Genomic DNA, 21,863 nt, shown 5'->3' with positions numbered 1-21,863 from the left:
GGCCGCGGGGGTTTCGGCAGGCCGTGCGCGGCCCGCGACGGAGCCCCGTCCGGTCGGGGACGGAGCCGTACGGTCGCCGTGCTCGATTTTCCGCTCACTTCGGTGACTCGGTGCTTATGAGCGCCGCCGGTCTGTCACTCTGTCGGTGTCGTCGGATCGTAGGAGCCGTACCGTGGCGCCCCTTCCCTTGCAGCGGAACCCCGTGCACCGTCCCGGCATCACCCGTACCGGGTACGTGCCCGGCCCGCGCCCGGCCGGCCGTACCAGCCTGCCCGGGACACCTCTCACCCCGTCCGCCGCCCGGCGGTTCGTGCGGGCCGTGCTCGCCGAGTGGGCCGGGCTCGGGACGCCCGCCGCCGCGGGGCTCGGCGACCGGCTCGCCGACGACGCCGTGACCGTCGCCAACGAGCTGGTCACCAACGCCGTCGTGCACGCCGGGACCACCGTCGACCTCGTCCTCACGCTGGAGGAGGAGGGCGGCGACGACCCGTCCGCCGCCCTCGTCCTGGAGGTCACCGACCACCATCCGGCCCGCTCGGTCAGCGGCGACGACCCCGCGCCGGAGCCGGAGCCCGCCGGGGAGGCCCCCGACCCCGCCGAGTACGGACGCGGCCTCCAGCTCGTCGCCACCCTCGCCGACTCCTGGGGCATCACCTACCGCACCGGTCGCAAGACGGTCTGGGCCCGCCTCCCCGTCGAGGACTGGAGCGTCCCGGCCGCCCCGCCCGACGGGGACGCCCTCCGACGCGGTCTGCGCGCCGCCGGACTCCTCGCCCCCGCCGCCCGGCGCACCGAGCGCGACGACACGGTCTGGGACAGCCGGGGCGCCCCCGCCTTCCTCGCCGAGGCGTCCGACCTGCTCGCCGGGCAGCTCGACGAGGACCTGGTGGCCGCCATAGCGGGCCAGCTCCTGGTGCCCCGGCTGGCCGACTGGTGCGCGATCTGGCTGGAGCCCGAGGGCGGGGGCCCGGCCGCCGAACCCCGCCTCGCCCGGGTCTGGCACAGCGACGAGGCCGACGCCGACGCCCTGCGCACCGCCCTGGAGGCGGCTCCCCTCAAACTCCCCCCGGCGGCGGGGCCGGGCCCCGTACCGGTCCCCGTCCCCTGGCCCGTCCCGCCGACGGAGGCGGACGGGACGGGCACCGCCCCCCTGCCCGGCGGGGCCGACGACGCCCCGCACCCCGGTCGCCGCGACGGCGCCGCCCTGGCGTTCCGGATCACCGCCGGGGGCCGGGCGCTCGGCACCGTCCTCGTCGGCCGGGAGGGCGTCGCCCGGGTGCCCGAGGCCGTCGCCTCGCTCATCGAGGACTTCGTCCGCCGGCTCGGCCCCGCCGTGGGGGCCGCCCGCGCCTACACCCGGCAGGCCACCATCAGCCGCATCCTCCAGCGCGGACTGCTCCCCAGCAAGGTCGCCGAGATCCCCGGCGTCACCAGCGCCCTCGTCTACGAGCCGAGCGACGACGGCGTGGTCGGCGGCGACTTCTACGACGTCTTCCCCTGCCCCGGCGACCGCTGGTGCTTCGTCCTCGGCGACGTCCAGGGCTCCGGCCCCGAGGCCGCAGTCGTCACCGGCCTCGCCCGCCCCTGGCTGCGGCTCCTCTCCCGCGAGGGCTTCGGTGTGGGGGAGGTCCTGGACCGGCTCAACCGGCTGCTCCTGGACGACGCGATGGAGGCCGCCGAGGCCGCCGCCCTGATGGTCGCCGCAGCCGGGGGCCGGCAGCTCCACGACGGCGCCCAGCCCCGGTTCCTCTCCCTGCTGTACGGGGAGGTCGTGCCGCTCCCCGGCGGCGGGGCCCGCTGCACGGTGGCCAGCGCCGGGCACCCGCTGCCGCTGCTGCTGCGCCCGGACGGTTCCGTACGCCCGGCCGCCGAACCCCAGGTGCTCCTCGGGGTCGTCGAGGACGTGGCGTACGAGAGCCAGGTCTTCGGCCTCGCGCCGGGGGACACCCTGCTCTGCGTCACGGACGGGGTGACCGAGCGGCGGTCGGGCCCGCTGATGTTCGACGACGGGGACGGGCTGGCCCGGGCGCTCTCCGGCTGCGCCGGGCTGCCCGCCGACGCCACCGCCGAGCGGCTGCGGCGGGCCGTCCACGAGTTCGCCGAGCAGCCCCCGGACGACGACATGGCCCTGCTGGTCCTGCACGCGGAGTGAGCGGAGCACTACGCCCTCGCGACGGGCGACAATGGGCGGTATGCCTTCCGTACTGCCCGATGGTGAACCCGTACCCGACGACGGGGCGCTGCCCCGCCACGCCCTGGAAGGCGCGGCCGACCGCCCGCTCGGCTTCTACCTGCACGTCCCGTACTGCGCCACCCGCTGCGGCTACTGCGACTTCAACACCTACACCGCCACCGAGCTGCGCGGCTCCGGCGGCGCCCTGGCCTCCCGCGACAACTACGCCGCCCACCTGATCGAGGAGGTCCGCCGGGCCCGCAAGGTCCTCGGCGACGACCCCCGCCCGGTCCGCACGGTCTTCGTCGGCGGCGGCACCCCCACCCTGCTGCCCGCCGCCGACCTGGTGAGGATGCTGGCGGCGATCCGCGAGGAGTTCGGCCTCGCCGACGACGCCGAGATCACCACCGAGGCCAACCCCGAGTCCGTCGACCCGGCCTACCTCTCCGCCCTGCGCGAGGGCGGCTTCAACCGGGTCTCCTTCGGCATGCAGAGCGCCAAGCAGCACGTCCTGAAGATCCTGGACCGCACCCACACCCCCGGCCGCCCCGAGGCCTGCGTCGCCGAGGCGCGCGCGGCGGGCTTCGACCACGTCAACCTCGACCTGATCTACGGCACCCCCGGCGAGTCCGACGACGACTGGCGGGCCAGCCTCGACGCCGCGATCGGCGCGGGCCCCGACCACGTCTCCGCGTACGCCCTGATCGTCGAGGAGGGCACCCGGCTCGCCCACCGCATCCGGCGCGGCGAGATCCCGATGACCGACGACGACGCGCACGCCGACCGCTACCTCATCGCGGACGAGGCGTTCGCCGCCGCCGGTTTCCACTGGTACGAGGTCTCCAACTGGGCCACCACCGAGGCCGGCCGCTGCCTGCACAACGAGCTGTACTGGCGCGGCGCCGACTGGTGGGGCGCGGGCCCCGGAGCGCACAGCCACGTCGGGGGCGTGCGCTGGTGGAACGTGAAGCACCCCGGCGCGTACGCCCAGGCGCTCGCCGAGGGCCGTTCGCCCGGCGCGGGCCGCGAGGTGCTGAGCGAGGAGGACCGCCGGGTCGAGCGCATCCTGCTGGAGCTCCGGCTGATCGACGGCTGCCCGCTCGACCTGCTGAAGCCCGACGGCCTCGCCGCCTCCCGCCGCGCCCTGGACGACGGGCTGCTGGAGCCGGAGCCGTACGGGAAGGGCCGCGCGGTCCTCACCCTGCGCGGGCGGCTCCTGGCCGACGCCGTCGTCCGCGACCTGGTCGACTGAGGCGGGCCGGGGCGGGGGCTGCCCGGCGTGCGGCCCTCCGCCCGGCGCGCGGCCCCGGCCCGAGCCGCGAGCCCGGACCTCACGGCTCGCACTCCTCCGCCGTCAGCGGCGGGGCGACCCCGGCTGGCTTGCCGCAGACCAGGGTCCGTTCGGCGCTCGGCCCCGGCCGGACCACCTTGACGATGTTGAGGCCGTGCACGTTGTCCGAGACCGAGGACCGCGCCCGGCTGAACGAGATCGTCCCCGTGGGCATGTTGTTGAGGTCCACCGTGTGCAGCGTCGCCCAGGTCTCCGCCGCGCTCCGCCGCTTGTCGCCGCGCGCCGCCGCGTCGTACAGGGCCGCCGTCGCGCTGTAGGAGATGACGGTCTGCCCGCTGGCGAACAGGTCGTCCTCGTACGCCGGACGCCCCGAGGCCAGCGCCGTGACCTCCCCCTCGGGGTGCAGCCGCCGCAGGGTGCGGTACGCGTCCCCGTAGAAACCGAGGTTCTTCCCCCGGTCCAGCGGGGCGAGCGAGGAGTGGTAGAGCGTGACGTTGGCGGCGATCGAGGTGGAGTCGTCGAACGTGCCCTTCGTCAGATCGTCCCCGGTGAACACCGTCATCCGCCGGTCCGAACACCCGGTGGTCTCCGACAGCCCCCGCATCAGCGTCGGCACGTCCTCGACCCGCCCGGCGAAGTACAGCGCGTCCGGCACCCTCTCGGCCCGGCAGATCGTGGTCAGCGGGGCGTTCAGACTCGCCCCGCCCGCGAGGTCGTACTCCACGTCGTCGCCCAGCGAGAACCCCGACCTGCGCAGCATCTCCTTGCCCGCCGCCCGCTGCTCGGCGGTGTACCGGTCCAGGTCCCCGTTGCGGCCCTCGCGCGACAGCACGACCGCGTGCGGGCGGTCCAGCTCCTTCGCGATCTGCCGGGCGACCAGCCCGAGCACGTGCGTCTGCTCCTCGTCCGTCGCCGCCAGACCGAAGTAGTTGGGGAAGTCGCGGGGCAGGTCGCTGCTGGAGTTCGTCGTGTTCACCACCGGCAGCCCGGCCTCGCGCAACAGGTTCACCGCGTCGTCGCTCTCCTCGGTGTTGCGGCCGAGCCCGACCACGCCGACCACCGTGGGATCCCGCCGGGCCACCTCGATGATCTTCCGTACGGCGGTGAGCTGCCGCAGCATGCCCTCGCCGCCGTTGGCGGTCAGCACCCGCAGCTTCACCGAGCGGCGCACGGTCTTGTTCACCGCCCGCTGCTGGAGGTAGACGCCGGTCAGCTCCTCCAGCCCTTTGCGGGTGGCCTCCCGGTCGTTGCCCGGCGCGGTGAGGGGACCGGCGTACACGACCGTCACATACGCGTCGTCCGCCTCGATGTCGTCGTTCTCCTCACGGATCGCCCGTTCGATCCGCTCGAACGTGATGCCCTTGCCCGCCCCGTTCAGCTCCAGGTCGTTGCCGCCCGCGAACAGCACCTCGGGCACGGTCGCCACCCCCACGCACTCCCGGTCCTCGCCCCGCCCCGCCCAGACCGCGTCCGTGTTGCGGTCGGTCAGCGGACCGTGGCAGTAGGTGTCGCGCCAGTGCCCCGCCCACAGGAACGCCCCCAGCAGCGAGCCCACCACGACCCCCGCGACGGCCGCCCGCGACATCACCCACCACGCCCACGTCCGCCGCACCCGGTAGGTGACGAGCTGGGCGTGCGCGTGCTCATGGGTCAGCTTCTCGGTCGACAGCGGCAGCAGCAGCACCCACGCCAGGGTCGCCGCCGCCACCGGCGACTGGCCCAGGCTCAGGTCGTCCACCCAGCGCTCGTAACGGGCCCGTGCCCCGGAGGAACCGGTCGGCGATCCGGGGCCCGGCCGCTCCGGGGGCAGCGGCGGGGTGTGCCGCATGATCTCGGGGGCCGGCAGCGAGGCGAGCAGCAGCAGCGGATCCACCTCGCTGCGCCGCGACCGCACGTTGTTGATCGCGTTGATCAGCAGGATGCCGCCGTTGTCCTGCGTGGCCCGGGGCAGGAACACCACCGGCGGCACCGTGCGCTTGCTGCGCCGCCAGTCCAGGGAGTGCGGGCGGTAGTTGTGCCGCAGGTCCTCCAGGAGGGCCTGCACCCGCAGCTCCAGGTGGAACTGGCGCGCGTACTCGTCGCCCGCCCCCGCGTCCGCCACCCGCTCCGCGACCGCCGCCGCCCGGGCCCGGATCACCCGCCACGAACCGCTCGGCGAGAACCACGACCAGCCGTCCGATGGGTACCCGGTGCTGGACGCGGCCAGCGAGGAGGTGGTGGCGAACCAGCGGCTCGCCCGGCGCAGCCACAGCAGCGGCGGCGCGGCCCGGCTCGCCAGCCCCACCACGGCGAGCCCGATCAGCGCGGTGGCCGCCACCAGGGCCGTCAGCAGCCAGCCGATCTCCCCGAGCAACACGCTGAGCAGGGCGATGAACAGCGCGCCGACGAACGTCTCGGGCCGCACCGACTGCCGCAGCGCGTCCCACCGGGTCGCCCCGTGCGGCCGACCCGACCGCCAGCGCAACCGGCTCAACTGCTCCAGTATCCGCTCCTCGCGGACCTCGGAGGTGTTCCCGGCGGACTGCTCGACCACGGCCGCGGTGGCCTGTTCGATCGCCCCGAGCAGCCGGGAGCGGGGGAAGGAGAAGTTCTTGTACTGGGTGTTCTCGCGGGTCTCCCACGGCTTCTCGGAGAGCGTGCGCACCATGCCGAGCGCCGCCTCGTACGGGGTCGGCCCCTCGCCGTCCAGCAGCCGCACCGGCACCCGGCGCAACTCGTTGGCCCGGTGCACCTGGTGGACCAGCTGCTCCACCCGCGCGTCGATCTCCGGCCCGGCCGCCGCGTCCGCCGCCTGGACCACCACCAGCGGCATCACCGGCCGGTTGACCCGGTACCGGTCGATCAGCTGCTGCATCAGGTGGAAGACGGCCGACGCCGCCTCGTTGTCCGCACTGTCCCGCCAGACCTCGCGCGCCATCGCCCGTGCCCTTCCCCCGTGAGCCCTCCGGCCCGTGAACCGCCTGCCCGCTCCCACCTCTAACCGATGGTGCGTGTGGGACGCAGGCATTCCTAGGGATCGGCACGTGATCGTCGCGGACGGACCGGGATCAGCCCCCGGACATCAGTCCGGAACAGTGACGAAGTCGATCAATTCCTCCACCCGGCCCAGGAGTTGGGGCTCCAGGTCCTTGTAGCTGCGGACCTTGGACAGGATGTGCTGCCAGGCCGCCCCGGTGTTCTCCGGCCACCCCAGCGCCCGGCACACGCCCGTCTTCCAGTCCTGCCCCTTCGGCACCGCCGGCCAGGCGTCGATCCCCACCGAGGACGGCTTCACCGCCTCCCACACGTCGATGTAGGGGTGGCCCACCACCAGCACGTGGTCCCCGGTCACCTCGGCGGCGATCCGGGACTCCTTGGAGCCGGGCACCAGGTGATCCACCAGCACCCCCAGCCGGGCGTCGGGACCGGGTGCGAACTCCCCGACGATCGCCGGGAGGTCGTCGATCCCCTCCAGGTACTCCACGACCACGCCCTCGATGCGCAGGTCGTCGCCCCACACCCGCTCCACCAGCTCCGCGTCGTGCCGGCCCTCCACGTAGATCCGGCCGGCCCGGGCCACCCGTGCCCGCGCCCCGGGCACCGCCACCGAACCGGAGGCGGTACGGGCGGGGCGCGCGGGGCCGCCCGCCGAAGGGCGTACCAGCGTGACGACCTTGCCCTCCAGCAGGAAGCCGCGCGGCTCCATCGGGAACACCCGGTGCTTGCCGAAGCGGTCCTCCAGGGTCACCGTCGGACCCTGGGCGGTCTTCTCGCAGCGGACCACCGCCCCGCAGAAACCGGTGGCGACCTCCTCCACGACCAGATCGGGTTCGGCGGGCACCTCGGGCACGGGGGCGGACCGCTTCCACGGCGGGGTCAGGTCCGGCTGGTAGCTGCGCATGGCCCGACGATAATCGGCGCGCCGCCGGGGAGCGCGGCCCGCCGCCCCGGAGCGCCGCACGCCCTCGCGCGGTGCTCCCCGGCGGCCCTCACGCCACCGCGAACCGCTCCGCCAGCTCCGCCCGCTGCGCCCGGACGAACGCCGCGTCCACCACCGCCCCGTGTCCCGGCACGTACAGCGCGTCCTCGCCGCCCAGCTCCAGCAGCCGGTCCAGCGCGCCCGGCCAGCGCGAGGGGACCGCGTCGTCGCCCGCCTGCGGCTCGCCCGACTCCTCGACCAGGTCCCCGCAGAACACCACCGGCGGCTCGCCGTCCGAGCCCGGCACCAGGACCGCCAGGTCGTGGCCGCTGTGGCCGGGGCCCACGTTCGCCAGCAGCACCCGGCGGCCGCCGAGGTCCAGCGCCCACTCACCGCTCACCTCGTGGCCCGGGGCCACCAGCGTGTCCGCCGACCGGGCCGCCTCGTCCTCCGCCACCCCGTGGCGCACCGCCGACGCGTACAGGTCCTCCGCCCCGTCGCGCAGCAGGCCGCCCAGGCCCACCGCGCCGTACACCCGGGCCCCGGCGAACGCCGCCGTGCCCAGGACGTGATCGAAATGCGGGTGGCTCAGTGCGATATGCGTCACCCTGCGGCCGAGCAGCGCCTCGGCCTGCCGCCGCAGCTCGACGCCCTCGCGCAGCGTCGAACCCGTGTCGTACAGCAGCACCCCCTCCGCACCGGCGACCAGCCCGGCGGTGGCGTCCCAGCCGGGCAGCCGCCGCCTTCCGGCACCGTGGCCCAACCGCTCCCATCCGAAGTCTTCCCAAGCGACGTCCATGCCGGGACGCTATCGGCATCGGCCCCCGCGGCGGTGACGACCTGCGCGGTCCCGGCGGGCCGGGGCCGGTCGCCCTTGCCCCGGCCCCACCCCACCCCCGTACACTGGCGACGGGATTGCTGGCACTCGCACGCGCCGAGTGCCAGACAGGGACACCGGAGAACCACAGCTGGAGGTGTGCGCGATGCTCAGCGAACGCAGACTCGAAGTGCTGCGCGCCATCGTCCAGGACTATGTCGGCACCGAGGAGCCCGTCGGCTCCAAGGCGCTCACCGAGCGGCACCGGCTGGGGGTCTCCCCGGCCACCGTCCGCAACGACATGGCGGTGCTGGAGGAGGAGGGCTTCATCGCCCAGCCGCACACGAGCGCGGGACGCATCCCGACCGACAAGGGGTACCGCCTCTTCGTCGACAAGCTCGCGGGCGTCAAGCCGCTCTCCTCGCCCGAGCGCCGGGCCATCCAGAACTTCCTCGACGGCGCGGTCGACCTCGACGACGTGGTCGGCCGGACGGTGCGGCTGCTCGCGCAGCTGACCCGGCAGGTCGCCGTCGTGCAGTACCCCTCGCTGACCCGTTCGACGGTGCGGCACGTGGAGCTGCTGTCGCTGGCGCCCGCCCGGCTGATGCTCGTCCTGATCACGGACACCGGCCGGGTCGAACAGCGTATGATCGACTGCCCCGCGCCGTTCGGCGAGGCATCGCTCGCGGATCTGCGGGCCCGGCTCAACAGCCGGGTCGTCGGACGCCGCTTCGCGGATGTCCCGCGCCTGGTGCGGGAGCTGCCGGAATCCTTCGACAGCGAGGACCGGGGGACGGTCTCCACGGTTCTCTCCACCCTCCTCGAAACCCTGGTCGAGGAGACGGAGGAGCGGCTGATGATCGGCGGCACCTCCAACCTCACCCGCTTCGGACACGACTTCCCGGTGATGATCCGGCCGGTGCTGGAAGCACTGGAGGAACAGGTCGTCCTGTTGAAGCTGCTCGGTGAGGCGACGGACTCGGGCATGACCGTACGGATCGGGCACGAGAACGCCCATGAGGGGCTCAACTCCACATCCGTCGTCGCGGTCGGCTACGGTTCGGGCGACGAGGCAGTCGCCAAACTCGGCGTGGTCGGACCGACCCGCATGGACTACCCCGGAACGATGGGAGCGGTACGCGCAGTGGCACGTTACGTCGGACAGATCCTGGCGGAGTCGTAAGTGGCCACGGACTACTACGCCGTACTCGGCGTGCGCCGCGACGCCTCCCAGGACGAGATCAAGAAGGCATTCCGCCGGCTCGCCCGCGAGCTGCACCCGGATGTCAACCCGGACCCGAAGACCCAAGAGCGGTTCAAGGAGATCAACGCCGCTTACGAGGTGCTGTCGGACCCGCAGAAGAAGCAGGTCTACGATCTCGGCGGCGACCCGCTCTCCGCCAACGGCGGCGGCGGTGGCGGGGCGGGCGGTTTCGGAGCCGGCGGCTTCGGCAACTTCTCCGACATCATGGACGCCTTCTTCGGCAACGCGGCGCAGCGCGGGCCCCGTTCGCGGACCCGGCGCGGCCAGGACGCCATGATCCGCCTGGAGATCGACCTCAACGAGGCGGCCTTCGGCACCACCAAGGACATCCAGGTCGACACGGCCGTGGTCTGCACCACCTGCAGCGGCGAGGGCGCGGCCCCCGGCACCTCCGCCCAGACCTGTGACATGTGTCGCGGTCGCGGCGAGGTCTCGCAGGTCACCCGGTCCTTCCTCGGCCAGGTCATGACCTCGCGGCCCTGCCCCCAGTGCCAGGGCTTCGGCACGGTCGTGCCCACCCCGTGCCCGGAGTGCGCCGGCGACGGCCGCATCCGCTCGCGGCGCACGCTCACGGTCAAGATCCCCGCGGGCGTCGACAACGGCACCCGTATCCAGCTCGCCGGCGAGGGCGAGGTCGGCCCCGGCGGCGGCCCGCCCGGCGACCTCTACGTGGAGATCCACGAGCTGGCGCACCCGGTCTTCCAGCGGCGCGGCGACGACCTGCACTGCACGGTCACCATCCCCATGACGGCCGCGGCCCTCGGCACCAAGTGCCCGCTGGAGACGCTGGACGGCGTGGAGGAGATCGACATCCGGCCCGGCACCCAGTCCGGCCAGTCGGTCCCGCTGCACGGGCGGGGGATCACCCACCTGCGCGGCGGCGGCCGGGGCGACCTGATCGTGCACGTCGAGGTGATGACCCCCTCCAAGCTCGACCCGGAGCAGGAGCGGCTGCTGCGGGAGCTGGCCAAGCTCCGCGGCGAGGAACGACCCTTGGGTCAATTCCAGCCAGGCCAGCAGGGCCTCTTCTCCCGGCTGAAGGACGCGTTCAACGGCCGCTGAACCGCTTTCCGCCTTTCACCGCACCGCCCGCCGGTTTCCTACCGGCGGGCGGTGCGGCGTACGGAGGGGAACCGGTCAGGCAGGCGACTGGCTGATTCGGCCCCGTTGTGCGGGACGTGGCACGATGCGGTCATGTCCTCCGAGTTGACCGATCTCTGCCGGTATCCGATCGTGCAGGCCCCGATGGCCGGCGGCGCGTCCGGACCCCGGCTCGCCGGGGCCGTCACCGAGGCCGGCGGGCTCGGATTCCTGGCCGCCGGGTACAAGACGGCGGACGGGATGTACCACGAGGTCAAAGAGGTCCGCAGGCTCACCGCCGGACCGTTCGGCGTCAACCTCTTCATGCCGCAGCCCGTCCTCGCCGACCCCAGCGCCGTCGAGGTCTACCGCCACCAGCTCGCCGGAGAGGCCGCCTGGTACGAGACCCCGCTCGGCGACCCGGACGGCAGCGGCGACGACGGGTACGAGGCGAAGGTCGCGATCCTGCTGGAGGACCCCGTCCCGGTCGTCTCCTTCACCTTCGGCTGCCCCACCCGCGACACCCTCGACGCCTTCGCCCGCGCCGGGACGCACACCATCGTCACCGTCACCTCCGCCGAGGAGGCCCGGAGCGCCCAGTGGGCCGGGGCCGACACCGTCTGCGTCCAGGGCGTCGAGGCAGGCGGCCACCAGTCCACCCACCGCGACGACCCGCAGGTCGACCAGACCGGCACCGGGCTGCTCTCCCTCATCGCCCAGGTCCGTGAGACCGTGCAGCTCCCGATCATCGCCGCCGGCGGGCTGATGCGCGGTTCCCAGATCGCCGCCGCCCTCGCGGCGGGCGCGGACGCCGCCCAGCTCGGCACCGCCTTCCTGGTCTGCCCCGAGTCCGGCGCGCACCCCCTGCACAAGCAGGCCCTGACCAACCCGCTGTTCGTCCGCACCGAGCTGACCCGCGCCTTCTCCGGGCGGCCCGCCCGCGGCCTGGTCAACCGCTTCGTCCGCGAACACGGCCCGTACGCCCCCGCCGCCTACCCCCAGCTCCACTACGTCACCAGCGGACTGCGCCAGGCCGCCGCCAAGGCCGGGGACGCCCAGGGCATGGCCCTGTGGGCCGGACAGGGCCACCGGATGGCCCGCGAACTGCCCGTCGGCGAGCTGATCGAGCTGCTCGCCGCCGAACTGGAGGCCGCCCGGGCGGCCCTGAGCATGAGGAGTCCCCGGTGACCGCACCGGTCTTCGTCGTCGAACGGATGCCCACCGGGCCGGAGTTCGTCCTGGACGGCCCCGAGGGGCGGCACGCCGTCTCCGTCCGCCGCCTCCAGCCCGGTGAGGACGTCGTCCTCACCGACGGGCTCGGCCGCTGGGCGGAGGGCGTCGTCCACGCCGCCGAGGGCAAGGACCGCCTGACCGTCGCCCTGCGCACGGGCGTCCGGGAGGAGCCGGAGCCCGCGCCCCGGATCACCGTCGTCCAGGCCCTGCCCAAGGGCGACCGGGGCGAACTCGCCGTCGAGACGATGACCGAGACCGGCGTCGACGCGATCGTGCCCTGGCAGGCCGCCCGCTGCATCACCCAGTGGAAGGGCGACCGGGGCGCGAAGTCCCTGGCCAAGTGGCGCGCCACGGCACGGGAGGCCGGCAAGCAGTCCCGCCGCGTCCGCTTCCCCGAGGTGGCCGACGCCCTGACGACCAAGCAGGTCGCCGCCCTGCTCGCCGACGCCGACTTCGCCGGGGTCCTCCACGAGGACCGGGACCACGACAGCACCCCCCTCGCCACCGCCGGACTCCCGGCCGCCGGCTCCATCGTGCTCGTCGTCGGCCCCGAGGGCGGCGTCTCCCCGCAGGAGCTGACCGCCTTCGCCGAGGCGGGCGCCCGCCCCTACCGGCTCGGCCGCAGCGTGCTGCGCACCTCCACCGCCGGGACCGCGGCGACCGCGCTGCTGCTGGCCCGCACCGGCCGCTGGGGCTGAGGGGGCCCGACCGGCCGGGGATAGCATGCCCCTGTACCGATCACCCGATCACCCGCACCGACGCACCAGCGACCGAGGAGGCCCGGAGCCATGGCGGGAGCGCCGCAGTCCGACTGCCTGTTCTGCAAGATCGTCTCGGGAGAGATCCCGGCGACCATCGTCCGCGAGAGCGAGACCACCGTCGCCTTCCGTGACATCAACCCGCAGGCGCCAACCCACGTCCTGGTCATCCCCAAGGCCCACTACCCGGACGCCGCCTCCCTCGCCGCCGCCGAGCCGCAGGTCGCCGCCGACGTGCTGACCGAGGCCGGAGCGGTCGCCGCCGACGAGAAGATCGACTCCACCGGCTACCGGATCATCCTCAACACCGGGTCCGGCGCCGGCCAGACCGTCTTCCACGCACACGCCCACGTCCTGGGAGGCCGCGGCCTCCAGTGGCCCCCCGGATAACCCCCGTACCGCAGGAGCGTCCTCCCCATGTCCGTACGCGAGCTGGTGGTGCTCGGCACCGCCAGCCAGGTCCCCACCCGGCACCGCAACCACAACGGCTACCTGCTGCGCTGGGACGGCGAAGGCATCCTCTTCGACCCCGGCGAGGGCACCCAGCGCCAGATGCTCCGGGCCGGGGTCGCCGCGCACGACATCCACCGGATCTGCGTCACCCACTTCCACGGGGACCACTCCCTCGGGCTCGCCGGGGTGATCCAGCGGATCAACCTCGACCAGGTGCCCCACCCGGTGACCGCGCACCACCCGGCGAGCGGGCAGCACTTCTTCGACCGGCTGCGGTACGCCACCGCCTACCGCGAGACCGTCGAACTGGCCCAGGCCCCGGCCACCGGGGACGGCGGCATCCTCGCCGCCACCCCCGCCTACACGCTGGATTGCCGCAGGCTCTCGCACCCCGTCGAGTCGTACGGATACCGCCTCACCGAGCCCGACACCCGGCGCATGCTGCCCGCCCTCCTCGCGGAGCACGGCATCGCCGGACCGGACGTCGGCCGTCTCCAGCGCGAGGGCTCCCTCGGCGGCGTCACCCTGGAGCAGGTCTCCGAGCACCGGCGCGGACAGCGGTTCGCGTTCGTCATGGACACCCGGCTCTGCGACGGGGTGTACGCGCTCGCCGAGGGTTGCGACATGCTCGTCATCGAGTCCACCTTCCTCGATGAGGACGAGGGACTGGCCGTCGACCACGGCCACCTCACCGCCGGACAGGCCGCCCGCGTCGCGAAGGAGGCGGGCGTACGCCACCTGGTGCTGACCCACTTCTCCCAGCGCTACGGCTACCCGGAGCTGTTCGAGGCCCAGGCCCGCGCCGCCGGGTTCGACGGCGGACTCACCGTCGCCGAGGACCTGATCCGCGTCCCGGTCCCCACCCGGCACCACTGACCCCACCAGCACCACCGTTTGCGAGACACCGTGCACCTCCCCAAGGCAGAACTCCACCTCCACATCGAGGGCACCCTCGAACCCGAACTGGCCTTCGCCCTCGCCGAGCGCAACGGGGTGGCCCTTCCGTACGCCACCACGGACGAACTGCGCGCCGCCTACGAGTTCGACGACCTCCAGTCCTTCCTGGACCTCTACTACGCGCTGATGGCCGTCCTGCGCACCGAGGAGGACTTCGCCGAACTCGTCGACGCCTACCTCGCCCGCGCCGCCGCCCAGGGCGTCCGCCACGCCGAGATCTTCTTCGACCCGCAGGCCCACACCGCGCGGGGCGTCCCGATCGGCACGGTCGTGGAGGGGCTCGGCCGGGCGCTGGAGCGCAGCGAGGAGACCCACGGCGTCTCCACCCGGCTCATCATGTGCTTCCTGCGCGACCTGTCCGCCGAATCGGCCCTCGGCACCCTCGACGCGGCCAAGCCGTACCTGCACCGGATCAGCGCGATCGGCCTGGACTCCGCCGAGGTCGGCCACCCGCCCGCCAAGTTCCGCGAGGTGTACGAGGCGGCCACCGCGCTCGGCCTGCGCAAGGTCGCCCACGCGGGGGAGGAGGGCCCGCCGGAGTACATCCGGGAGGCCCTGGACGTCCTCGGCGTCGAGCGCATCGACCACGGGCTGCGCTGCCTGGAGGACCCGGAGCTGGTGGCGCGGCTGGTCGCCGACCGGGTGCCGCTCACGCTCTGCCCGCTCTCCAACGTGCGGCTGCGCGCCGTCGACCGGCTCGCCGACCACCCGCTGCCGGCGATGCTGGCCGCCGGACTCCACTGCACGGTGAACTCCGACGACCCCGCCTACTTCGGCGGTTACGCCGGGGACAACTTCGACGCCGTCCGCGACGCGCTCGCCCTCGGCCCCGAGCAGCTGCGCACCCTGGCCCGCAACTCGTTCGAGGCGGCCTTCCTCGACCACGACGAGGAGCGCCGGGCGCGCTACCTGGCCGAGGTCGAGGCGTACACGTTCGACTGAACAGGGGCGGTCCGAGGAGCGGCGCGTCCGGCCGGGCCCGCCGGGCCCGCCGAGCCCGGCCGGTTCGCGGTCAGCCGTTCCCCTGGCCGGACGCGCCGTCCGGACCGGCCGTCCGGACCGCGCTGCGCACCAGCCGTCCGCGCCGCAGCGCCGGTACCCGCAGCTCCGTGACGGGCTGCTCCGGTGCGCCGAGCTTCGGCACCGCGCCGGGCAGGCTGCCGGTGGCGGTGGCGGCCAGCAGGGCGGCCGGGGCGCCACCGCGGCGGCGCACCGAACCGGGCACCAGCGGACGGCCGCCGGTGTGCAGCGCCACGGCGGTCACCGGGGCGGCGACCAGCAGCGTGGCCGCCCCCAGGATCAGGCCCATCGCCGGATATCCGGCCTCCTCGGAGAGCACGCTGCCCAGCAGCGGGCCGCAGGCCACCCCCACCGAGGAGGCCGAGCCCGCCAGCACCGCCCAGCGACCGCGTACGTCCAGGGAGGCGGCCAGCCCGATCAGGTAGGACAGGACCACCGGGTAGACGGTGTTCCACAGGATCTCGCCGGTCGCGAACGACCCGAGGTCCCGGGCCGAGGAGCTGAGCACGATGCTTCCGGCGATGATCACCGTGCCCAGCCCGATGGGCACCGCCCGCCCGAGCCGCCCGCCGAGCAGCCCGGCCCCCGCCACCCCGAGCAGCCCCGCGCCGAGGGCGGCGGCGAACACCGCGCCGACCGTCACCTCGGACAGCCCCGCCTGGACCGCCCCGATGCGGCCGCTCACGCCCCACAGCGCGTTCTGCGCCATGGACCAGACGAGCATGCCGCCCGCCAGGACGAGCCCGGAGCGGCGGTGCGGCAGCCGGCCGGTGACCGGCGACGCGCTGCCCTGCGCCGCCGTCGCCCCGCCGAGCCGCGAGGTCGCGGGCCAGACGAGCAGGGCCACTGCGGCGATCGCGGCGAACGGGAGCCGGTGGCCGCCGCCGAGGTGGGGGACGGTCAGGTAGAGCACGCCCGCCGTGGCGGAGACGGTGAGCAGCCCGAGCGAGGAGGTCCGGTGCGGATCGGGGCGGGCGGCGGTCCCGGCGGCGGCGACCGCGGTCGCCGTGCCCGATCCGAGGCCGCCGACCACCACGCCGAGCACCACCAGCGGTACGGACCCGGCGAGGGCGGCGAAGCCGTATCCGAGGGCGGCCAGCACCAGTCCGGCGCGGGCGGAGGCGCGGGGACCGTACCGCTCGACCCGGCCCGCCAGGGCGAAGCCGGCTCCGGCCGAGCTGAGCAGCAGGGCGCTGCCGACCAGCCCCGCCTGGGCGGGAGCCAGTCCGAGCTGGGCGCTGAGCCGCCCGACGAGGGTGGGCAGGAGGTAGGAGGCGAGGTAACCGGCGGTGAACACGGCCACCAGGGGCCACACGGCGCCAGGGCGCGAGGACATGGGCGTTCCTGAAGACATGCCTGAGCAGGCAGGGGGAGGGGAGGGGAGAGGTACTGCGGCACGGCACGGCGAAGCAGGGGGTACGGGGAGAAGGCAGGGGGGTGCTGCGGAGGTAAGGCGATATGCCGGGAGATCGCGGCTCTCGTCGGACAAGGCGCCCGAAGGTGCTCGCGGGGCAATTTGTATCAAGCGCTTCCCGCCCCCCGGAAGCCGCCCCGCTGTGATCTGACTCACTTATGTGTTTATGCGGGGTCAGGGTGGGTATTAGCGCATGTTTGTGCAGGTCAGGCGTGCTGCGAACACCTGGGCTCGAACAGCGTGTTCCCCTCGCCGGATCGGGCAGACTGGCCGCACCCCACCCGGTCCGGATCACCTCCCGATCCGCACCTCACACGGTCCGGATCGAGCCGAGATCCGGCGCACGAATCCGGGAGCCCACGGTGAGCACAGAGACTCCGGGCATCGACCCGCTGCTGGCGCTGCGCGCCCCCCGCGACCCCGCCTGCGACGTCTTCCTGACCGGCACGGTCTTCCTCGACATCATCTTCACCGGCCTCGACAGCGCCCCGGTGCGCGGGACCGAGTCCTGGGCCCGGGGGATGGGCTCCAGCCCCGGGGGCGTCGCCAACATGGCCACCGCGCTGGCCCGCCTCGGCCTGCACACCTCCCTCGCCGCCGCCTTCGGGGACGACCACTACGGGACGTACTGCTGGGACGCCCTCGAACAGGGGGAGGGGATCGACCTGTCGATGTCGCACACCGTCCCCGGCTGGCACTCCCCGGTCACCGTCTCCATGGCGTACGAGGGCGAGCGCACGATGGTCTCGCACGGCCACGAGGCGCCCCCTCCCCCCGGGCCCCCGGGCCCCGGCGCCCCGGGGGCCACGGCCCCCGCCGCGACCACGACGGCCGCCGGGCCCGCCGCCGGGCGCCCCCCGGTCTTCCCGCACTGCCCGCCGCGCGCCCGCGCCGCCATCGCCTCGCTCGCGCCGGGCCGCAGCGAGCCCTGGGTGGCCGCCGCCGCCCGCAACGGGGCGCTGATCTTCGCCGACGTCGGCTGGGACGAGACCGGCCGCTGGGACCTGGACGCCCTGCCCGACCTGGCGCACTGCGAGGCGTTCCTGCCCAACGCGGAGGAGGCGATGCGCTACACCCGCACCGACTGCCCGCGCGCCGCCGCCCACGCGCTGGCCGAACGCGTCCCGCTCGCCGTGGTCACCCTGGGCGCCGAGGGCGCGTACGCCGTGGACGGGCGTACCGGGGCCGCCGCCGAGGTGCCCGCCATCGAGGTGGAGGCGCTGGACCCGACCGGCGCGGGGGACGTCTTCGTCGCCGGCTTCGTGACCGGCACCCTCGCCGACTGGCCGCTCGCCGACCGGCTCGCGTTCGCGGGGCTCACCGCCGCCCTCTCCGTCCAGGAGTTCGGCGGCTCGCTCTCCGCACCCGGTTGGGCCGAGATCGCCGCCTGGTGGCAGCTGGTCCGCACCTGCGACCGCCAGAACCCCGCCGCTCTGGAGCGCTACGCCTTCCTGGACGACCTGCTGCCCGCCACGGCCCGCGCCTGGCCGCTGCGGCGCGCGGTCCCCACGATCGGCTTCCGCCAGTGACCGGCCCCGGCCGGCGCCCGCCCGTGGCGTCGGCCGGGCCGCCCGCCCGGAACCCGGCCGGCTCGCACACACGCACGGTAAAAGCGCTCTGCGTTGTCACCGTCAGGTCGTACGCTGGGTAGTCCAGAGGTTGTCGAACGGCGAGAACCCTGCAACGGGAGGTATGCGCAGGCCATAGGGCCGGCCCATGACTCAGTCACCCACACAGCCGCAGGCGCGTGCCCAGATCAGGATCCCGGCCGCACACCCCATGGTGATGCTCCTCGGATCGGGCGACTCGCTGTTGCGCGTGATCGAAGAGGCTTTCCCGGCAGCCGACATCCATGTCCGGGGCAACGAGATCAGTGCCACGGGCGAGGCCGCCGACGTCGCCCTCATCCAACGCCTGTTCGACGAGATGATGCTCGTGCTCCGCACCGGAGCGCCGATGACGGAGGACGCAGTGGAACGGTCGATCGCCATGCTCAGGGCGGCCGGCGACGGACAGGGCGACCCTCAGGGCGAGACGCCCGCCGAGGTGCTCACACAGAACATCCTCTCCAATCGCGGCCGTACCATCCGCCCCAAGACGCTCAACCAGAAGCGGTACGTGGACGCGATCGACCAGCACACGATCGTGTTCGGCATCGGCCCCGCCGGTACGGGCAAGACCTACCTCGCCATGGCCAAGGCCGTCCAGGCCCTCCAGGCCAAGCAGGTCAGCCGGATCATCCTGACCCGGCCGGCGGTCGAGGCGGGGGAGCGGCTCGGCTTCCTGCCGGGCACCCTGTTCGACAAGATCGACCCGTATCTGCGCCCGCTCTACGACGCCCTGCACGACATGCTCGACCCCGACTCGATCCCGCGGCTGATGGCGGCGGGCACGATCGAGGTCGCGCCGCTGGCGTACATGCGGGGCCGGACCCTCAATGACGCCTTCATCATCCTGGACGAGGCGCAGAACACCAGCGCCGAGCAGATGAAGATGTTCCTCACCCGCCTCGGCTTCGACTCCAAGATCGTCATCACCGGCGACGTCACCCAGGTCGACCTGCCGAGCGGCACCAAGAGCGGGCTGCGGCAGGTCCAGGAGATCCTGGAGGACGTGGAGGACGTGCACTTCTCCCGGCTCAGCTCCCAGGATGTCGTCCGGCACAAGCTCGTCGGCCGTATCGTCGACGCGTACGAGAAGTACGACAGCCGCAACGGTCAACGAGACGGTCAGGCGGACGGCCGCGAAGACGGCCGGCGCGACCGCCGAAAAGGGAAGTAGTCGCAGCGCACCATGTCGATCGACGTCAACAACGAGTCCGGAACCGAGGTCGACGAGCAGGCGATCCTCGACATCGCCCGCTACGCACTGGCCCGGATGCGGATCCACCCGCTGTCCGAGCTCTCGGTGATCGTGGTGGACACCGACGCCATGGAGCAGCTGCACATCCAGTGGATGGACCTCCCCGGTCCCACCGATGTCATGTCCTTCCCGATGGACGAGCTGCGTCCGCCGGCCAAGGACGACCAGGAGCCCCCGCAGGGGCTCCTGGGCGACATCGTGCTCTGCCCCGAGGTCGCCAAGAGGCAGGGCGAGGAGGCCCCGACGCAGCACTCCATGGACGAGGAGCTCCAGCTCCTGACCGTCCACGGGGTGCTGCACCTCCTGGGGTACGACCACGAGGAGCCGGACGAGAAGGCCGAGATGTTCGGCCTCCAGGCCGCCATCGTGGACGGCTGGCGCGGCGAGCGGGGCCTCACCGGTCCGTCCCCCGCCCCCACCGTCTCGTGAGCGCGCCCCTGATCGTCGGCGTGGTCCTGCTGGTCGTCGTCGGCTGGCTCGCCGCCTGCGCGGAGGCCGGGATCGCCCGCACCTCCAGCTTCCGGGCGGAGGAGGCCGTCCGCTCCGGCCGGCGCGGCAGCGCGAAGCTGGCGCAGATCGCCGCCGACCCGACCCGCTACCTCAACGTCGCCCTGCTGGTGCGGGTGGCCTGCGAGATGTCGGCCGGGGTCCTCGTCACCTACGCCTGCCTCCAGGCGCTCCCCGAGACCTGGGAGGCGCTGGCCGTCGCGATGGGCGTCATGGTCCTGGTGAGCTACGTCGCCATCGGCGTCTCCCCGCGCACCATCGGCCGCCAGCACCCGCTGAACACGGCCACGGCGGCGGCGTACGTCCTGCTGCCGCTGGCCCGGATCATGGGGCCGATCCCCCAGCTGCTGATCCTCGTCGGCAACGCGCTGACCCCGGGCAAGGGGTTCCGCAAGGGCCCGTTCGCCAGCGAGGCCGAACTGCGGGCCATGGTCGACCTGGCCGAGGCGGAGTCGCTCATCGAGGACGACGAGCGCCGCATGGTGCACTCCGTCTTCGAACTGGGCGACACCCTGGTCCGCGAGGTCATGGTGCCCCGTACCGACCTCGTCTGCATCGAGCGGTTCAAGACGATCCGCCAGGCCCTCACCCTCGCCCTGCGCTCCGGCTTCTCCCGGATACCGGTCACCGGCGAGAACGAGGACGACGTCGTCGGGATCGTCTACCTCAAGGACCTGGTCCGCAAGACGCACATCAACCGCGAGTCCGAGTCCGACCCGGTCTCCACCGCGATGCGTCCCGCCGCCTTCGTCCCCGACACCAAGAACGCCGGCGACCTGCTGCGCGAGATGCAGCAGGACCGCAGCCACGTCGCGGTCGTCATCGACGAGTACGGCGGCACGGCGGGCATCGTCACCATCGAGGACATCCTGGAGGAGATCGTCGGCGAAATCACCGACGAGTACGACCGGGAGCTGCCGCCCGTCCAGGAGCTGGAGAATGGCTGCTACCGGGTCACCGCCCGCCTCGACATCGGGGACCTCGGCGACCTCTTCGGACTCGACGAGTACGACGACGAGGACGTGGAGACCGTCGGCGGACTGCTCGCCAAGGCGCTCGGCCGGGTTCCGATCGCCGGGGCGTCGGCCGCCGTCGAACTCCCCGACGGACGCCGGCTCCGGCTCACCGCGGAGTCCCCGGCCGGCCGCCGCAACAAGATCGTCACGGTGCTCGTGGAGCCCGAGCCCGCCGAGTCCGAGGAGAAGGAAGCGGAATGACGCCGGAGCGGCTGCGGGCCTTCTGCCTGGGGTTCAACGCGAGCGCGGAGGAGTTCCCGTTCGGCCCCGAGACCTCGGTCTTCAAGGTGTGCGGCAAGATGTTCGCCCTCACCGCGCTGGACGCCCGGCCGCTCACGGTCAACCTCAAGTGCGATCCCGACGAGGCGGTCCGGCTGCGCGGGACGCACCCCGCGATCGTCCCCGGCTGGCACATGAACAAGCGCCACTGGAACACCGTCACCGTCTCCGGCGTCCCCGACCGGCTGCTGCGCGAGCTGATCGAGGACTCCTACGACCTGGTGGTCGCCGGCCTCCCGAAGGCGGAACGGCTCCGCCTGGACCGGCCGTAGGGCGCGGACGGGGCTTCGCCGGACCTCCTTGACGCAGGTGTACGGAACGGGCCCGCTCCTCCCCGGGAGGAGCGGGCCCGCCCGCGTGCCGGCGGGTGCTCCGCCGCCGGTACGCGGCCGGGGCGTACGGGCCGCTCCCGGGCCGGGGCGGCCGGTGCGGGCCGCCACCCGCTTCGTATGCTCGTGCCATGACCGACACCACCGGCACCACCGACCTCGACGCCGAGGACCGCAAGATCGTCACGCTGGCGCGCAGCGCCCGGGCCCGCAACGGAGTGCCCGAGGGCGCGGCCGTCCGCGACGAAACGGGACGTACGTACGTCGCGGGCACGGTGGCGCTGGAGTCGTTGAAGCTCAGCGCGCTGCAGACCGCCGTCGCCATGGCGGTGGCGAGCGGCGCCACCTCGCTGGAGGCCGCCGCCGTCGTCTCGGCCGCGGAGCAGCCCTCCGACGACGACCGTGCCGCGGTGCGGGACCTCGGCGGACCGGACACCCCGGTGCTGCTCGCGGGCCCGGACGGAGTGGTGCGAGTCCGCGTGACAGCGGGCTGAAGGGCAGCCGGGGCGGCC

19 protein-coding genes are annotated in these 21,863 nt (G+C 73.7%); 15 read left to right on the top strand and 4 right to left on the bottom strand.

Annotated features, from left to right (window positions below):
- Nucleotides 1–172 precede the first annotated feature (172 nt).
- On the top strand, nt 173–2,152 hold the full coding sequence (locus tag ACH4K1_RS15935) for a SpoIIE family protein phosphatase (protein WP_398089891.1): 1,980 nt from the start codon (nt 173–175) through the stop codon (nt 2,150–2,152).
- A 31-nt stretch (nt 2,153–2,183) separates the two neighbouring features.
- A complete protein-coding gene (gene hemW, locus ACH4K1_RS15930; RefSeq protein WP_398089889.1) occupies nt 2,184–3,425 on the top strand; it encodes a radical SAM family heme chaperone HemW in 1,242 nt (413 codons plus the stop codon).
- Between the two features lie 79 nt (nt 3,426–3,504).
- Here hemW and ACH4K1_RS15925 read toward each other — a convergent pair whose 3' ends face one another.
- The 3 genes from ACH4K1_RS15925 to ACH4K1_RS15915 form a co-directional block, all read right to left on the bottom strand.
- Nucleotides 3,505–6,381 carry an ABC transporter substrate-binding protein gene (locus ACH4K1_RS15925; RefSeq protein WP_398089888.1) on the bottom strand — a complete coding sequence of 959 codons (2,877 nt, stop codon included), beginning with the start codon at nt 6,379–6,381 and terminating at the stop codon, nt 3,505–3,507.
- 144 nt (nt 6,382–6,525) lie between these two features.
- Entirely contained in the window at nt 6,526–7,344 is an 819-nt protein-coding gene (locus ACH4K1_RS15920; RefSeq protein WP_398089886.1) for a DUF3097 domain-containing protein, read from the bottom strand.
- 88 nt (nt 7,345–7,432) lie between these two features.
- The gene (locus ACH4K1_RS15915; RefSeq protein WP_398089884.1) at nt 7,433–8,161 is read right to left on the bottom strand and encodes an MBL fold metallo-hydrolase; all 729 of its coding nucleotides are present in this window, start codon (nt 8,159–8,161) and stop codon (nt 7,433–7,435) included.
- Between the two features lie 184 nt (nt 8,162–8,345).
- Here ACH4K1_RS15915 and hrcA point away from each other — a divergent pair, with 184 nt between their 5' ends.
- From hrcA to ACH4K1_RS15880, 7 genes are all read left to right on the top strand, one after another.
- Entirely contained in the window at nt 8,346–9,362 is a 1,017-nt protein-coding gene (gene hrcA, locus ACH4K1_RS15910) for a heat-inducible transcriptional repressor HrcA (protein ID WP_228993531.1), read from the top strand.
- A complete protein-coding gene (gene dnaJ / locus ACH4K1_RS15905; RefSeq protein ID WP_228993530.1) occupies nt 9,363–10,505 on the top strand; it encodes a molecular chaperone DnaJ in 1,143 nt (380 codons plus the stop codon).
- A 132-nt stretch (nt 10,506–10,637) separates the two neighbouring features.
- Nucleotides 10,638–11,711: a nitronate monooxygenase gene (locus ACH4K1_RS15900; RefSeq protein WP_398089882.1), complete on the top strand. Its 1,074-nt coding sequence runs from the start codon at nt 10,638–10,640 to the stop codon at nt 11,709–11,711.
- The gene (locus ACH4K1_RS15895; protein WP_398089881.1) at nt 11,708–12,454 is read left to right on the top strand and encodes a 16S rRNA (uracil(1498)-N(3))-methyltransferase; all 747 of its coding nucleotides are present in this window, start codon (nt 11,708–11,710) and stop codon (nt 12,452–12,454) included. Before ACH4K1_RS15900 ends, ACH4K1_RS15895 begins: the two co-directional genes overlap by 4 nt.
- A gap of 90 nt (nt 12,455–12,544) precedes the next feature.
- The gene (locus ACH4K1_RS15890; RefSeq protein WP_398089880.1) at nt 12,545–12,904 is read left to right on the top strand and encodes a histidine triad nucleotide-binding protein; all 360 of its coding nucleotides are present in this window, start codon (nt 12,545–12,547) and stop codon (nt 12,902–12,904) included.
- Between the two features lie 27 nt (nt 12,905–12,931).
- Nucleotides 12,932–13,843, top strand: a complete 912-nt coding sequence (locus ACH4K1_RS15885; RefSeq protein ID WP_398089879.1) for a ribonuclease Z — start codon at nt 12,932–12,934, stop codon at nt 13,841–13,843.
- Nucleotides 13,844–13,873: 30 nt separating this feature from the next.
- Entirely contained in the window at nt 13,874–14,866 is a 993-nt protein-coding gene (locus ACH4K1_RS15880; protein ID WP_228993525.1) for an adenosine deaminase, read from the top strand.
- Nucleotides 14,867–14,936: 70 nt separating this feature from the next.
- On the opposite strand, the gene ACH4K1_RS15875 is transcribed toward ACH4K1_RS15880, so the two are convergent.
- On the bottom strand, nt 14,937–16,280 hold the full coding sequence (locus ACH4K1_RS15875; protein ID WP_398089878.1) for an MFS transporter: 1,344 nt from the start codon (nt 16,278–16,280) through the stop codon (nt 14,937–14,939).
- A 440-nt stretch (nt 16,281–16,720) separates the two neighbouring features.
- On the opposite strand from ACH4K1_RS15875, the gene ACH4K1_RS15870 reads away from it, so the two are divergent.
- The 6 genes from ACH4K1_RS15870 to ACH4K1_RS15845 all read left to right on the top strand — a co-directional run bounded on the left by ACH4K1_RS15870 (nt 16,721) and on the right by ACH4K1_RS15845 (nt 21,845).
- Nucleotides 16,721–17,887, top strand: coding sequence for a carbohydrate kinase family protein (locus ACH4K1_RS15870; protein WP_398089876.1), 1,167 nt, complete (start codon nt 16,721–16,723; stop codon nt 17,885–17,887).
- Between the two features lie 187 nt (nt 17,888–18,074).
- Nucleotides 18,075–19,139: a PhoH family protein gene (locus ACH4K1_RS15865; protein ID WP_398089874.1), complete on the top strand. Its 1,065-nt coding sequence runs from the start codon at nt 18,075–18,077 to the stop codon at nt 19,137–19,139.
- 12 nt (nt 19,140–19,151) lie between these two features.
- Entirely contained in the window at nt 19,152–19,649 is a 498-nt protein-coding gene (gene ybeY, locus ACH4K1_RS15860; RefSeq protein WP_073765880.1) for an rRNA maturation RNase YbeY, read from the top strand.
- Nucleotides 19,646–20,944 carry a hemolysin family protein gene (locus ACH4K1_RS15855; RefSeq protein ID WP_398089873.1) on the top strand — a complete coding sequence of 433 codons (1,299 nt, stop codon included), beginning with the start codon at nt 19,646–19,648 and terminating at the stop codon, nt 20,942–20,944. Before ybeY ends, ACH4K1_RS15855 begins: the two co-directional genes overlap by 4 nt.
- Nucleotides 20,941–21,294: an MmcQ/YjbR family DNA-binding protein gene (locus ACH4K1_RS15850; protein WP_398089871.1), complete on the top strand. Its 354-nt coding sequence runs from the start codon at nt 20,941–20,943 to the stop codon at nt 21,292–21,294. Before ACH4K1_RS15855 ends, ACH4K1_RS15850 begins: the two co-directional genes overlap by 4 nt.
- A 188-nt stretch (nt 21,295–21,482) precedes the next feature.
- Complete coding sequence (locus ACH4K1_RS15845; protein ID WP_398089869.1) at nt 21,483–21,845, top strand: cytidine deaminase; 363 nt, start codon at nt 21,483–21,485, stop codon at nt 21,843–21,845.
- Nucleotides 21,846–21,863: the final 18 nt, after the last annotated feature.

This window comes from Streptomyces sp. NPDC017448, from assembly GCF_044330565.1.
Taxonomy (GTDB): Bacteria; Actinomycetota; Actinomycetes; order Streptomycetales; family Streptomycetaceae; genus Streptomyces.
Note: the sequence above shows the minus strand (reverse complement) of the source record. Positions and strands in the feature narration are given on the sequence as shown.

Excerpts from the sequence above, each read along its gene's own strand:
- ACH4K1_RS15865 (WP_398089874.1), top strand. The coding sequence starts at position 18,075 with ATGACTCAGTCACCCACACAGCCGCAGGCGCGTGCCCAGATCAGGATC.
- ybeY (WP_073765880.1), top strand. The coding sequence starts at position 19,152 with ATGTCGATCGACGTCAACAACGAGTCCGGAACCGAGGTCGACGAGCAG.
- ACH4K1_RS15915 (WP_398089884.1), bottom strand. The coding sequence starts at position 8,161 with ATGGACGTCGCTTGGGAAGACTTCGGATGGGAGCGGTTGGGCCACGGT.
- hemW (WP_398089889.1), top strand. The coding sequence starts at position 2,184 with ATGGGCGGTATGCCTTCCGTACTGCCCGATGGTGAACCCGTACCCGAC.
- ACH4K1_RS15925 (WP_398089888.1), bottom strand. The coding sequence starts at position 6,381 with ATGGCGCGCGAGGTCTGGCGGGACAGTGCGGACAACGAGGCGGCGTCG.
- ACH4K1_RS15845 (WP_398089869.1), top strand. The coding sequence starts at position 21,483 with ATGACCGACACCACCGGCACCACCGACCTCGACGCCGAGGACCGCAAG.
- ACH4K1_RS15920 (WP_398089886.1), bottom strand. The coding sequence starts at position 7,344 with ATGCGCAGCTACCAGCCGGACCTGACCCCGCCGTGGAAGCGGTCCGCC.
- ACH4K1_RS15885 (WP_398089879.1), top strand. The coding sequence starts at position 12,932 with ATGTCCGTACGCGAGCTGGTGGTGCTCGGCACCGCCAGCCAGGTCCCC.
- ACH4K1_RS15875 (WP_398089878.1), bottom strand. The coding sequence starts at position 16,280 with ATGTCCTCGCGCCCTGGCGCCGTGTGGCCCCTGGTGGCCGTGTTCACC.
- hrcA (WP_228993531.1), top strand. The coding sequence starts at position 8,346 with ATGCTCAGCGAACGCAGACTCGAAGTGCTGCGCGCCATCGTCCAGGAC.
- ACH4K1_RS15900 (WP_398089882.1), top strand. The coding sequence starts at position 10,638 with ATGTCCTCCGAGTTGACCGATCTCTGCCGGTATCCGATCGTGCAGGCC.
- ACH4K1_RS15850 (WP_398089871.1), top strand. The coding sequence starts at position 20,941 with ATGACGCCGGAGCGGCTGCGGGCCTTCTGCCTGGGGTTCAACGCGAGC.
- ACH4K1_RS15890 (WP_398089880.1), top strand. The coding sequence starts at position 12,545 with ATGGCGGGAGCGCCGCAGTCCGACTGCCTGTTCTGCAAGATCGTCTCG.